We start from the raw sequence: 13,845 nt of genomic DNA on the forward strand, positions 1-13,845 counted from the left end.
CACAACGTCCGTCACCACGTAGACAGGGCGACCCCAGGGTCGCCTGCAACACCAAGAGGTAGGGTCATGAAACGCTTCGTATCTGTTCTGGCACTGAGTGGCATCACCGCACTCGCGGGCTGTGTCGCGCCGACACCCAGGCCCAATGACCCGTATTACGCTCCGGTGTTGCCACGCACGCCGTTGCCGGCTGCCGCCAACAATGGCTCGATCTACCAGGCCGGCTTCGAGCAGAACCTGTACAGCGACCGCAAGGCCTTCCGGGTCGGTGACATCATCACCATCACCCTGAACGAGCGAACCCAGGCCAGCAAGAACGCCAACTCGCAGATCGACAAGACCAGCGAAACCAGCGTCGGCCTGACCTCTCTGTTCGGCTCCAGCCTGACCACCAACAACCCGATCGGCAGCAATGACCTGAGCCTCAACGCCGGTTACAGTGCCGACCGGGCCACCAAGGGTGACAGTCAGTCGGGCCAGAGCAACAGCCTGACCGGTTCGATCACCGTGACCGTCGCCGATGTGCTGCCCAACGGCATCATTGCCGTGCGGGGCGAGAAGTGGCTGACCCTCAACACCGGTGACGAGCTGGTGCGCATCGCCGGCATGGTTCGCGCCGATGACATCTCTACCGATAATACTGTTCCGTCAACTCGTGTGGCCGATGCGCGCATCACCTATTCGGGCACCGGTGCCTTTGCCGATGCGAGTCAGCCAGGCTGGTTCGACCGTTTCTTCCTCAGCCCGAAGTTCCCTTTCTAGGTGGCCCAGTTGAATCTTAAGCAGCTGTTGATCGGTGCCTTGGTGATGTCCGCAGCCTTTACCGCTCAGGCCGAGCGTTTGAAGGACATCGCCAGCATTTCCGGCGTGCGCTCCAACCAGTTGATCGGCTACGGCCTGGTCGTGGGCCTGAACGGCACCGGCGACCAGACCACCCAGACCCCGTTCACCCTGCAGACCTTCAACAACATGTTGTCGCAGTTCGGCATCAAGGTGCCGGCCGGTTCCGGCAACGTCCAGTTGAAAAACGTTGCGGCGGTATCGATCAGTGCTGATCTGCCGGCGTTCGCCAAGCCTGGCCAACAGGTGGATATCACCGTCTCGTCCATCGGTAACTCCAAGAGCCTGCGTGGCGGCACTCTGCTGCTGACGCCGCTCAAGGGGATCGACGGCAACGTCTACGCCGTCGCCCAGGGCAACCTGGTGGTGGGTGGTTTCGATGCCGAGGGGCGCGACGGTTCGAAGATCACCGTCAACGTTCCGTCGGCCGGTCGCATTCCCGGCGGTGCGTCGGTGGAACGTGCGGTGCCGAGCGGTTTCAACCAGGGCAACAGCCTGACGCTGAACCTCAACCGTTCCGACTTCACCACCGCCAAGCGCATTGTCGACAAGATCAACGACATGCTTGGCCCAGGCGTGGCCCAGGCCATCGACGGCGGTTCGATCCGCGTCACCGCGCCGCTGGATCCGAGCCAGCGGGTCGACTACCTGTCGATCCTGGAAAACCTCGAGGTCGATCCGGGCCAGGCGGTGGCGAAAGTCATCATCAACTCGCGTACCGGCACCATCGTGATCGGCCAGAACGTCAAGGTTTCCCCGGCCGCCGTGACCCACGGCAGCCTGACCGTGACCATCACCGAAGACCCGATCGTCAGCCAGCCTGGCCCGTTGTCCAACGGCCAGACGGCCGTAGTGCCCCGTTCGCGGGTCAATGCCGAGCAAGAAGCCAAGCCGATGTTCAAGTTCGGCCCGGGCACTACCCTGGATGAAATCGTCCGGGCGGTGAACCAGGTCGGCGCGGCGCCGGGCGACTTGATGGCGATTCTCGAAGCCTTGAAGCAGGCCGGCGCGTTGCAAGCCGACCTGATCGTGATTTAAGGACACCGGCCATGGTGGATATGCGCAAAGGCGCCTTGATCAGCGGGGATTCGGCTTCCTACTCGGACCTGAACCGCCTCAATCAGCTCAAGGTCGGCGACAAGAACAGCGACGGTAACCTGCGCAAGGTGGCCCAGGAGTTCGAGTCGCTGTTCATTGGCGAGATGCTCAAGTCCATGCGTTCGGCCACCGAGGTGCTGGGCAAGGACAATCCCATGAACACGCCCGAGGCCAAGCAGTACCAGGAAATGTACGACCAGCAGTTGGCCGTTTCCATGTCTCGCGAAGGCGGCGGCATCGGGCTGGCCGATGTGCTGTTGCGCCAGATGTCCAAGAACAAGCCTACAGCCCCTGGTGAGGCGGCCACATTGTCCGCCGCCAAGCAACAGGAGGCGTTGGACAAGGTGGCCAAGCGGGTTCCGACACCGGTGGCGGCAGGTACATTGCCTACCGACGGTCCCTTGTCGCGTAGCAACGGCCAGCGTCCGCTGTGGGCTTCGCGGGCTGTGAGTGCGCCGCAAGGGGCCGAGGGTATCCACCGCAACGACATGGAACTGCTCAACCAGCGTCGCCTGGCCCTGCCACCGAAACTGGCTGACCGTCTGCTTGCCGGGCTGGTGCCCTCGGCCGCGGTCAACGCCGATGCGCCTGCACAGAACGTCCTGACGGATCGCGCCATCGCCGCCGTCAAACCGGCGACTGGCGAACTGGCCAATGGCGACTGGTTGGCTGCACTCAAGGCAGCCGAGCCGAAAGGCGACATGCAGGTTTATGGCCGCGCCGTGGCCCAGCCGCCGCTGGCACCGGCACGCAAGGCCTTCCGCGATGCCGACGAATTCGTCAATGCCATGCTGCCAATGGCCAAGGAAGCGGCCGACCGCATCGGTGTCGACCCGCGTTATCTGGTGGCCCAGGCCGCCCTGGAAACCGGTTGGGGCAAATCGGTCATGCGCCAGCCCGATGGCAGCAGCAGTCACAACCTGTTCGGCATCAAGGCCAGCGCGAACTGGAAGGGCGATTCGGCCCGGGCGATCACCAGCGAATTCCGCAATGGGGCGATGGTCAAGGAGACGGCCGAGTTCCGTTCCTACGCCTCGTACCGCGACAGTTTCCATGACTTGGTCAACCTGCTGCAAAGCAACAGTCGCTATCAAGATGTGCTGAAGTCGGCCGATAAACCCGAACAGTTTGTACGCGAGTTGCAGAAGGCCGGTTATGCCACCGACCCGAACTACGCGAATAAGATTTCGAACATAGCCCGGCAGATGACGAGTTACCAAAACTACGCTTCTGCAGGCGCCACCACGACTTTATAAGGTCTGAACCATGAGTTTGCTCAATATAGGGATGTCGGGTCTGTCAGCAAGCCAGACCGCGTTGGTGACCACGGGTAACAACATCGCCAACGTCGATACCGCCGGCTATTCGCGCCAGCAGACCGTGCAGACCACCAAGGCGTCGAACCAATACGGCAACGTGTTCATTGGTTCCGGCACGACCCTGGCCGATGTGCGCCGGGTGTATAACTCGTATCTTGAAGCGCAACTGAAAACCACCACGTCGCTCAACAGCGATGCGGCGGCCTACCAGGGGCAGATCACCCCGCTTGACTCCCTGCTGTCGGACAGCGGCACTGGCCTCAACGGCGCGCTGACCAAGTTTTTCGCTTCGGTGCAGAACGTCAACGCCAAACCGGGTGACGATGCATCCCGGCAGTTGCTGCTCAGCGATGCCCAGGCCTTGAGCAACCGTTTCAACTCGGTTGCCAGCCAGTTGACCGCGCAGAACGAAAACATCAACGGCAACCTGTCGAACATGGTCGACCAGATCAACAACCTGGCCACCACCGTCGCCCAGTTGAACAAGAAAATCGCCGAAGTCTCCAACGCCGGCGGCGCGCCCAACGACCTGCTCGATGCTCGCAGCGAAACCATTCGCCAGCTCTCGACGTTCACCGGCACGCAGGTCGTCGAGAACGGCAGCAGCCTGGACATTTACCTGGGCTCTGGCCAACCGTTGGTGATGGGCAATACCGTCAATACCCTGGAAGCGGTGCCGGACAAGAACGATCCGGGGCGCATAGGTATCCAGCTCAACAGCGGTTCCAGCTCCATGGACCTGACGTCGGTGCTCACTGGCGGCGAAATTGGTGGCCTGATGCGCTACCGCAGTACGGTGCTCGATCCGGCCATGAACGAGCTGGGGCGCGTGGCCCTGGTGGTCGCCGACCAGATGAACAGCATCCAGGCTTCGGGCATCGATATGAACGGGGCCTTCGGCTCCAACCTGTTCACTAACATCAACAGCGCCGCGCAGATCAGCCAGCGCAGCGTTGCGTCGTTGAACAACAGCGCCGGCTCCGGCAACTTCAACATTGCCATCAAAGACTCCGGCAAGCTGACCACCAACGATTACAAGGTGACGTTCACCAGCGGCACGGACTACACCGTCCAGCGCCTGCCCGACGGTACTTCGATGGGCGCGTTCAACACCGCGACCACGCCGCCGCCGGTGATCGACGGTTTCTCGATGACCTTTGCCAACGGCACCGCGGCCGCCGGCGACACGTTCAAACTCACGCCGACCCGCAACGAGGCGGCCAACATCAAGACCGAGATGACCGACTCCAAGCGGCTGGCGATTGCCGCGCCGTTGGGCGCCGCCATCGTGCCAGGGGGCAGCGGTACGCTGACCATCCCGGCCAGCGGCCAGCCGAGCATGACCACCAAGCTGGACATCTACGACGCAGCCACCACGACCGTCATCCAGAACGGCATCAAGAATTCCATGCCAGTCAAGGTGGTATTCGGCGCGACATCCGCCGATGGCACCAGCCAGGCTTACCAACTGCTCGATGCCAAGGGCTCCCCGATCAGCAGCGGGACGATCAAGCCCGGCGAAAGCAATACCCTGAGCCTGAGTGTTCCGCTCAAGGATGCCAGTGGTAACCCGATCATGGATTCGTCCGTGCCACCGGTACAACGCACCGTTACGTTCGACATGTCCATTGCCGGAGCTCCATCCAACGGAGCGTCCGTCAATATCAGCCTCAGCCAGGCCGGCAGCCTGGACAACCGTAACGGTACTGTCCTGGCCGGCTTGCAGACCGCCAAGACTGTAGACACCGGTTCGGCCAGCAAGGGTATTTCCCTGAACGACGCCTACGGCAAGCTGGTGGAAGGCGTCGGCGCCAAGGCCGCCCAGGGCAAGCTCGACAGCGCTGCCACGGGGGCGATCCTGAACAACGCCAAGACCGCCCGTGACTCGCTGTCGGGCGTGGACCTGGATGAGGAAACCGGCAACCTGGTCAAGTTCCAGCAGTACTACACCGCGTCTTCGCAGATCATCAAGGCGGCGCAGCAAATCTTCAGCACATTGATCAACAGTCTTTAAGGAGCCGTAGCCCATGCGCATTTCTACTTCTCAGTTTTACGAAAGCACGGCTGCGAACTACCAGAAAAATTTCGCCAAGGTGGTCAAGACCAGCGAAGAAGCCAGCAGCCTGGTACGTGTGAACACCGCCGCTGATGATCCGGTGGGCGCTTCGCGCTTGCTGCAACTGGGCAACCAGGCTTCGATGCTGTCCCAGTACGAAGCCAACGTCACCACCATCAAGGCCACCCTGGGGACCACCGAAGCGGTCATGACCAGCATCGGCAATGTGCTGCAGCGCGCCAAGGAATTGGCCGTGAGTGCCGGCAACGCTGCCTACACCGACGCAGACCGCAAGGCGGTGGCTTCGGAATTGGGTTCGATCGAAGAACAGCTGCTGAGCTTGATGAACACCAAGGATGAGAACGGCAAGTACATCTTTGCCGGATCCAAAGGTGACGTCGTTCCGTTTACCCGCAACGACGATGGCACCTATAGCTACAATGGCGATCAGGTCACTCTCGACCTGCCCATCGGCGATACCATGTCGATGGCCACCAACAGCACGGGCTGGGAAGTGTTCCAGCAAGCCGTCAACACCAGTCGCAGCCAGGTCACCATGACCGCGCCGGCGGTGGATGATGGTCGCGTTGTGTTGAGCAACGGCCAAGTGTCGTCCAGCGTGACCTACAACAGCCAGTTCCGCAGCGGCGAGCCGTACACCGTGGAATTCGTCAGCGGCACCCAGTTGAAAATCACCGATTCGGGTGGCAACGATGTGACCGCCGAAGCCAGCAAGGGTGGTGTCATCGACCCCAGCAGCCAGGCCGGGCAGAGTGTGAATTTTCGCGGCGTCGACTTGACCTTGAACGTCAATCTGAAAACCGGCGACGCTGCGGGCACGGTGTTGCCTGGCCATACCTTTACCTTGGCTGCCAAGCCCGATACGTTCACCCCGGCGCGCAGCCCGGGCAATGCCACCGCGACTCAGATCACCGGTAGCGCAATCACCGATCCGGTGGCCTACCACGCCAGTTTCCCGACAGGAGCGGCGGTGCTGAAGTTCACCAGTGCCACGGATTTCGACTTGTACGCAGCGCCCTTGAACGCTGACAGCAAGCCGGTGTCCAGCGGCACCCTGGCGGGCAATGTCGCGACCGCATCCGGTGTGAGTTTCACGCTCAATGGTGCTCCGGCCGCCAATGATCAGTTCAGTATTTCGGTCAATACTCACGAGACGCAGAACATTCTGGACACGGTGAACCAGTTGCGGATCGCTTTGAACACCCCGGCCGATGGCGATGCCATCGCCGGTCAGAAGCTGAATGCGGCAGTGGCTTCGGGTATCGGTAACCTGGCCAGTGGCACTGACCAATTGACCAGCGCGTTGAGCTCGGTCGGCGGGCGCGGCCAGTCGCTAGACACCCAGAGCGATACCAACCAGAGCTTTGTCCTGGCCAATACACAGACCCAATCGGCGATTCGTGACTCGGACGCGGCTGAGGTGATGACTCGTCTGACGCTGCAGCAGACCATGCTGCAAGCTTCGCAACTGGCGTTCAGCAAGATCACCCAGTTGGGCCTGTTCAACAAGATCTGATGGGCTTGGGGGGTATGTCGGAATGAGATAACCCCCATTCCTCCGTTTTTTACGGCTCAGGAGGTCGGCTCTCGTGGGAGGCGGCACCGGCCAGCCGAGAGTCTTTCGCGTGAAACCAACTCCTCTTGTCAGCATCGTCATCCCCGCGTTCAACCCTCGCTTTTTCCGCGAGGCGCTCAAGAGTGCCCTGGACCAGGATTACGAAAACCTGGAAGTCATCGTGTGCGATGACTGCCCCGGTGACGATATCCGTCAGATTGTCGACTCATTGCACGAACACTCGAATGTTGCCATGCGCTACCTGCGTAACCCGCAGCGGCTGGGTTTCCAGCAGAACATGTTGCGCTGCCTGGAAGAGGCGGGTGGGGAGTTCATCAAGTTCCTGTGTGATGACGATAAGTTGCTCCAATCCTGCGTGCGTCAACAGGCACAGGTCCTCGCCGCGCATGACGACGTTCAGTTGGTCGTCAGCAAGCGTCACTTTATCGATGCTGACGGTTATGTGCTGCCGATTCGCCTGGAGAACGTAGGCATTGCCCTGTTCGAAGGTCTCTACAAGGGTGAAGACCTGCTCGCCTCCGTCGAGGCCACACCGCGTAATATCTTCGGTGGTTTCACCGGTGCCTTGATGCGACGGGCCGACATCGTGGCCTTGCTGCCCGCGCTGGCCCAGGTTGGCCAGGGGTTTATCGCGTTGCTTGATCTGGCGTTGTTCATTTGCCTGCTGCGACGCGGCAACCTGGTGGAGTTGTGCAGCCTTGGCAGCCTTGAGCGGTTGTACCCGCAAAGGTTGTCTCACCGTCCCGACATCGTCGATGCCTCGATTGTCGAGTGGACCTGGTTGGCCCAGATGCTGGCCCAACGCAGCGGCGAGCCGGCACCGGCGTCGGGTTGGGTGCGTTATCTGAACCTGGATCAGGTCAAGCCGGACCAGCCTCATGAGTGGGAAGAGCTGAACCTGTATTCGTTGATGGCCAGCCGGCAGGCCATTGTCGCGTATCAAGTCGGCACCGATGCCGAGAGTTATGACGAAGTCTACCGGCAGTGGCTGGAGTATCGACAGTTCGAAAAGGCGCGCCAACGGGTGGTCCTGCGACAAGTCGAACTCTGGGCGCAACGCCCGGGCATTGTGCCGGTGGTGTTCGACTTCGATGGGGACGCCGAGGCGGTGGCATTGACGCTGGACAGCATTGCCTCGCAGATTTACACCAGCGAACCGGTGGTGCTGTTTTCCAATGGCCGGGGTGCGATCGAAGGCAATGTGATGCGTTTGGCGCTGCAACCCGACTGGGTTCGTGCGCTCAATGAGTTGTTGCCACGCCTGGACTGCGTTCAGTGGTTCTATCTGCTACGTGCCGGTGATCGCTTGAGGACGTCGGCGCTGTTGGTGTTGGCCGAACGAATCAATGCGATGCCTGGCATTGCCTGTGTCTACAGCGACGAAGGCGCGTTGGAAGACGGCAAATCGCTGGAACCGATCTTCAAGCCTGATTTCAATCTCGACCTGATGCGCGCCTACCCTTATGTGGGCAGGACCCTGGCCTTCTCGCGCGAACGCGTGCTGGAACTGGGTGGCTTTGACACGGACCTGGGCGAACTGGCGCCCCATGATCTGATCTGGCGCCTGGTGGAAGCCGATGGTCCGCAGACCATCGAGCACCTGGCGGAGATCCAGGTGGAGTCGACCCAGGCTTTCGCCCAATGGCTCTCGCTACCGCAGGTGATCGAGCAGGGCCCTCGTCTGCTGACGACCCACTTGCAGCGCATTGGTGTGGAGCATCGGCTGCATCCTGGACCCTTGCCGTTGATCCCGCGGATCGAGTACCTGCACCCCGAGCGTCCGCTGGTCTCGATCATCATCAGCGTCAAGGATCAACTGGCGGCGCTGGAAAGCTGCATCAACAGTTTGTTGACCACCACCGACTATGGGCATTACGAAGTCATCATCGTCGACAATGGCAGCGAAACCGATGACATGCGCAACTGGCTGGCGGCCATGGCCGAGTTGGGCAGCGACAAGTTGCGGATAGTGACCGCTGACGAGCAGGGCAACGAAGCGCAGGTGAGGAATTCTGCGGCCCGGCAGGCTCGCGGTGATTACCTGCTGTTGCTCAGTCCATTTTGCGTGATTCACGACGCGGCCTGGCTGGACGAATTATTGAATCATGCCCAGCGCCCTGAGGTGGCCATCGTTGGCCCGCGAACCCTGAACTTGCAGGGCCAGGTGATCGACACCGGTCTGGTGCTCGGGCTCGATGGTCTGGCCGGTCGACCATTTGCCAATGAACAACCGACTGCCGGCGGATACATGCAGCGTTTGCAGGTCGTGCAGAACTGGAGCGCGGTGAGTGGTCATTGCCTGCTGGTGCGCAGGGCTGTGTTCGATAGCGTGGGAGGCTTGTCGCCTGCCATCGACACGCCAGGCATCAATGTCCTTGAACTGTGCCTGGAAATTGGCAAGCAAGGTTATCTGGTGGTGACGACCCCCTATGCAAACGTGATCCTGAAGCCTTCCGCCGGGTTTGCCCGCGAGGTGTTCTGGAAGCAGCGCGTGGAGCAGGAGCAAGAGTCGTTTTACCAGCGCTGGTTACCCAAGATCGCCAATGACCCGGCCTACAACCGCAACCTTAGCCTGACTGGTAACAGTTTCAGCCTGGCACCGGGCCAGCGCACTGGATGGAACCCCTTATGCAGTCAGCCGCTGCCGTCGATCCTGGGCCTGGCGCTCAACAGTTCAGCCATCGGCCACTATCGCATCAGCCAGCCGCTGATTGAATTGCATAACGCTGGACGGATCGTCGGACGGGTGTCCTATGAAATGCCGTCGATCATCGAAATCGAGCGCGAAGCGCCGGATGTGATTGTGTTCCAGGGGCGCTACAACACCAGTAAGTTCAATGACCTCGTCCAGGTGAAAACCTATTCGAATGCCATGCGCATCTACGAACTCGATGACTATGTGGCACGGATCCCGGTAAAGAACGATCACACCCGCAACATGCCGGACAATATCCAGGATCTGTTGGAACGTGGTATCGCCTTGTGTGATCGGGTGGTGGTTTCAACGTTTCCGCTGGCTGACGCGCTGTCGAACCTGCATCACGATATTCGCGTGGTGCCGAACATGCTGGCGCCGCACCTGTGGAACCGTATCTCCAGCCAGCGCCGCACCTCGATCAAGCCTCGGGTCGGTTGGGGCGGTGGCACCAGTCACCGGGGCGACCTGGAGGTCATCTCCGAGGTGGTGCGCGAGCTGGCGGATGAAGTCGAATGGGTCTTTTTTGGCATGTGTCCGGATTCGCTCAGGCCCTATGTGCATGAATACCATGCCGGCGTCGCGCTCTCTTCGTACCCGGCCAAGCTGGCAAGCCTGAACCTGGACCTGGCCCTGGCACCGCTGGAGCTTCATATTTTCAATGACTGCAAAAGCAACCTCAGGTTACTGGAATACGGTGCTTGTGGTTATCCGGTCATTTGTACCGAAACCGAAGCCTATCGCGGTCATCTACCCTGTACCCGGGTGAAGACCAACAGCACGCAGGAGTGGTTGGAGGCGATTCGCATGCACCTGTCAGACCCGCAGGCCAGTTATCGAATGGGTGATCAGCTACGTGAAGTGGTGCTGCGCGACTTCATGCTGCGTGGCGATAACCTGCGCTACTGGGCTGATGGCTGGTTGCCGGATTGATTGACAGTGACCGTGTACGGCCTAGTCTGACCCACAGAACGAGGACCGGATTTGGAACCGGGACGCCATGAACATGATGCCGCCGATCAGGCGACGTGCTCGTTATAGGAATTCATATGCAACGCAGTATTGCCAATGATTCATCCGCTCCGTTGAACGAGCGTTTCACCTTGGTGCTTTTGGCCCATGAGCAACCTGAAGCCTTGCGCAGGGCCTTGCGTTACTACGCCGCTTACCCATGCGCTCTGCTCGTCCTCGACTCGTCTGTCGAACCGGATGCCGACAGTGTGGCGACATTGGCCGGCGTGCGTTATGTGCATCGGCCCGAAACAGGTCACTTCGCCAGCAAGCTTCGTCAAGGGCTGGAGTTCGTTACGACGCCTTACCTGGCCATGGTCGATGTCGATGCCTTCCTGCTGCCGGAAGCGCTTGATCAGTCACTGGAATTCCTGGCTGCCCATAGCGATTATTCGGCCTGCCAAGGTTACGCTCTGACCTTTGAGGCCCACGCTGCCCGTGTCGATTATTACCGGCGTGACCGCAAGGGGGTTGAGGATTTTGACGAGTCTTGTGCCCCGGAGCGCTTGGCGACGTATGCCAGTCACTGCCCATCGTTGATCAATGCTGTCGCTCGGACCGAGATCGTACAGCGCTGGTACGCCGTATTGCCTGTGGATCTTGATCTGGCCTGGCAAGAGCTTGGTCATGGTTGTGCGCTGATGGTGGCAGCGAAGGTGCGTATCCTGCCGATTCCTTACGCGGTGCACGCGCTGCAAACCCCTTCGACTCTTGAAGCACGCCAACTGGCGGCCGTGCTGAGCTATCGTGATGCGAACACTGCGGCGATCCGTGAGCGCCTTGTGGCGACGCTGGGTTCGATTTTCGAGATGGGCCAGGACGAGTCATCGCAGGCCATCGAGAGCCTGGTGGGGATTGGTGATTATTTGAGTCAGCGCGCAGCTTTCGCTCGGGCCAAGCTGTTCGAGTCGGGCTGGCTTTCGCAATTGGAAGGGCCTGTCTGCCGTTTCGAGCCGATGCAGTTTGTCGAATTGCCGTTCTACAACCAGCCGTTTTTCGAATGTCTGTCCAGGCTCGAGTTCCTGATGCATGCGATGCCTGCCGGACGCGTGCAACTGCAAGGGCTGGAGGCGGTGCTGCTCAAGCAAAAAGAACTGGCGCGACCACAGCGCAACACCGGCGCCGAACCGCTTAACGAGCGCTTGCTCAAGGCTTTCGAGCTCAACGCTTTCAATCTTGATGTGGTGCAACAATTGGCCGCGATCCTCGAAGAAGGCGGTGCCGAAGCCGTGAGCCTGAAGTTGAAGGCATGGGCGCAGCGTCTCCAGGACGTCATGGTGCAGGACCATGCCAGTCTTTTCGAAACCATGCGGTCCGGCCAGTTGCTACGCTGGCTGGATGGGCGTGAGCCGAGCGCGGACCAGGTCAAGGACATCACCCGATACTTGGCTCGCCATCAGGGCGGACCGATATTCGGCATCCTGTTGCTGGACCTGGAGGCGGATTTCACCCGCCTGCAGACCACCTTCGACAGTGTGATCAACGGGGCTTGCAGGGCATTCAAGATCATTGTGTTCACGACCGGTGACCTGCCGGCCGAAACGACCCTCCAGAACACCCTGCATTTCGTCAAGGTCAACGAAAGCAACTATGTGGATCGGATCAACCAGGCCATCAGCCAGAGCGATTGCGACTGGATGGTCCTGGCCGAGGCGGGAGATGAGCTGACGCCATCCGGTCTGTTGCATGCCAGCTTGGAGCTGCTTGACGCACCGCAATGCCGAGCGGTGGCCATGGATGAATTCCAGCGCCAACCCGATGAAACCCTGAGCGATGTGTTCCGTCCCGGCTTCAATCTCGATCTGTTGTTGAGCGTACCGTCGTTGATGGCGCGGCACTGGTTGGTGCGTCGTGAGGTGCTGGTGCAGGCCGGTGGTTATTCGCGCGATTTCAAGGACGCCTTGGAGTTCGAATTGCTCCTGCGGTTGATCGAACAGGGCGGCATGGGTGGCCTGGCGCATTTGGACGAGCCGCTGCTGATTTGCCAGGCGCAGCCGGACAGCGACAACGCCGACGAGCGCAAGGCCCTGCTTCGCCACCTCGGGGCACGAGGCTACAAGGCCGACGTCAGTTCGGCGGTGCCGGGTGTCTACAAGATTGACTACCGCTTTATCGAACGTCCGCTGGTGTCGATCATCCTGCATGGCGACGGCGACCTGGTAACCCTGCAGCGATGCATCATCAACGTGCTGCAACGTACCCGCTACCAGCGCTTCGAACTGCTGGTGGCCGAACATCCGGTCCACGGCGCAGCAGTGAAGGACTGGCTACGCAGCCAGGGCCATCAGGCCAGTCGTGTACGGTTCATCGATGTCGAGCCGGGGCTTGCCACGGCGGTCCTGATCAACCAGGCCAGCCAGCAGGCCAAGGGGGAGTATCTGCTCACCTTGGCGGTGGACAGCGAAGTGGTGAACGTCAACTGGATCGAACTCCTGCTCAACCAGGCCCAACGTCCGGAAGTCGGCGTGGTCGGTGCCCGATTGATCGACCGTCAGGGACGTACGACCCAGGCGGGCCTGATGCTTGGGTTCGACGGTGTGGTGGGCTCGGCGTTCGTCGGTGAGGCGTCGGATGCGCGGGGCTACATGAACCGCCTGGTGGCCGAGCAGGATTGCTCTGCGGTGTCCTTTGCTTGTCTGATGGTCTCCGCGCAACTGTTCCAGGCGGCCGATGGCGTGGATGACGCCTTGTTCGCCGAGGGGCTGGGTGACGTGGACCTGTGCCTGCGAATCGCACAGGCCGGTTATCTCACGGTATGGACGCCGTACGTTCAGGTCGTGAATCCGGGCATCCTGTCGTCTTCGGACGAAGCCCGCCAGGCCCTGGTCGGGAAATGGCAGGACGCGCTGTCCCATGATCCGAATTACAACGCCAACCTGGCGACGACCGGTCCGGGCTTTACCCTTGGGCCGGTGGTACCGGTGCCGTGGTCGAAGCTCATTGGCCGGGCAGGCATGTAGGGCCCAGGCTTATCGCTGAACCACTGCCATCGCGAGCAAGTCCGCTCGCGATGGCGGTGGTTCAGCTTATGGAGAGGGTGACTATGTTGCCGTTATCGTGAGCAAGCTCGCTCCCACACTTATTTCCCCCTGTGGACGCAACATCCGCGCTTATTTCCCTCCCTATACCCATCAGTCAATCCTGAAATCCTAGCGAAACGAAGCCCAAAAAAACGGCGCTTTCTCTCTCCGGGGCGAGCGCCGTTTTCCCCTCAAGGCCCAGTAAACAC

The 13,845-nt window shown here is 60.6% G+C and carries 7 protein-coding genes; all 7 read left to right on the top strand.

The window, feature by feature from the left end:
* The first annotated feature begins 66 nt into the window (after positions 1-66).
* The gene (flgH, locus tag V7773_RS06310; RefSeq protein WP_018614454.1) at positions 67-762 is read left to right on the top strand and encodes a flagellar basal body L-ring protein FlgH; all 696 of its coding nucleotides are present in this window, start codon (positions 67-69) and stop codon (positions 760-762) included.
* 45 nt (positions 763-807) lie between these two features.
* Positions 808-1,878 carry a flagellar basal body P-ring protein FlgI gene (locus V7773_RS06315; RefSeq protein ID WP_161951755.1) on the top strand — a complete coding sequence of 357 codons (1,071 nt, stop codon included), beginning with the start codon at positions 808-810 and terminating at the stop codon, positions 1,876-1,878.
* A 14-nt stretch (positions 1,879-1,892) separates the two neighbouring features.
* Positions 1,893-3,194 (top strand): flagellar assembly peptidoglycan hydrolase FlgJ, encoded by a 1,302-nt coding sequence (flgJ, locus tag V7773_RS06320; protein WP_092225695.1) that lies wholly within the window; start codon positions 1,893-1,895, stop codon positions 3,192-3,194.
* 10 nt (positions 3,195-3,204) lie between these two features.
* Positions 3,205-5,271 (top strand): flagellar hook-associated protein FlgK, encoded by a 2,067-nt coding sequence (flgK, locus tag V7773_RS06325; RefSeq protein WP_336072702.1) that lies wholly within the window; start codon positions 3,205-3,207, stop codon positions 5,269-5,271.
* Between the two features lie 13 nt (positions 5,272-5,284).
* A complete protein-coding gene (locus tag V7773_RS06330) occupies positions 5,285-6,850 on the top strand; it encodes a flagellar hook-associated protein 3 (protein WP_336072703.1) in 1,566 nt (521 codons plus the stop codon).
* Positions 6,851-6,959: 109 nt separating this feature from the next.
* The gene (locus V7773_RS06335; protein WP_336072704.1) at positions 6,960-10,538 is read left to right on the top strand and encodes a glycosyltransferase; all 3,579 of its coding nucleotides are present in this window, start codon (positions 6,960-6,962) and stop codon (positions 10,536-10,538) included.
* A gap of 116 nt (positions 10,539-10,654) precedes the next feature.
* Positions 10,655-13,576, top strand: a complete 2,922-nt coding sequence (locus tag V7773_RS06340) for a glycosyltransferase family 2 protein (RefSeq protein ID WP_336072705.1) — start codon at positions 10,655-10,657, stop codon at positions 13,574-13,576.
* Positions 13,577-13,845: the final 269 nt, after the last annotated feature.

Origin of the sequence: Pseudomonas sp. 3JA (assembly GCF_036961705.1) — a bacterium.
Classification (GTDB): domain Bacteria; phylum Pseudomonadota; class Gammaproteobacteria; order Pseudomonadales; family Pseudomonadaceae; genus Aquipseudomonas; species Aquipseudomonas fluorescens_Q.

What these genes read in the sequence shown, in the direction of transcription:
- flgH (WP_018614454.1), top strand. Translation starts at nt 67, where the DNA reads ATGAAACGCTTCGTATCTGTTCTGGCACTGAGTGGCATCACCGCACTC.
- V7773_RS06315 (WP_161951755.1), top strand. Translation starts at nt 808, where the DNA reads ATGTCCGCAGCCTTTACCGCTCAGGCCGAGCGTTTGAAGGACATCGCC.
- flgK (WP_336072702.1), top strand. Translation starts at nt 3,205, where the DNA reads ATGAGTTTGCTCAATATAGGGATGTCGGGTCTGTCAGCAAGCCAGACC.
- V7773_RS06330 (WP_336072703.1), top strand. Translation starts at nt 5,285, where the DNA reads ATGCGCATTTCTACTTCTCAGTTTTACGAAAGCACGGCTGCGAACTAC.
- V7773_RS06340 (WP_336072705.1), top strand. Translation starts at nt 10,655, where the DNA reads ATGCAACGCAGTATTGCCAATGATTCATCCGCTCCGTTGAACGAGCGT.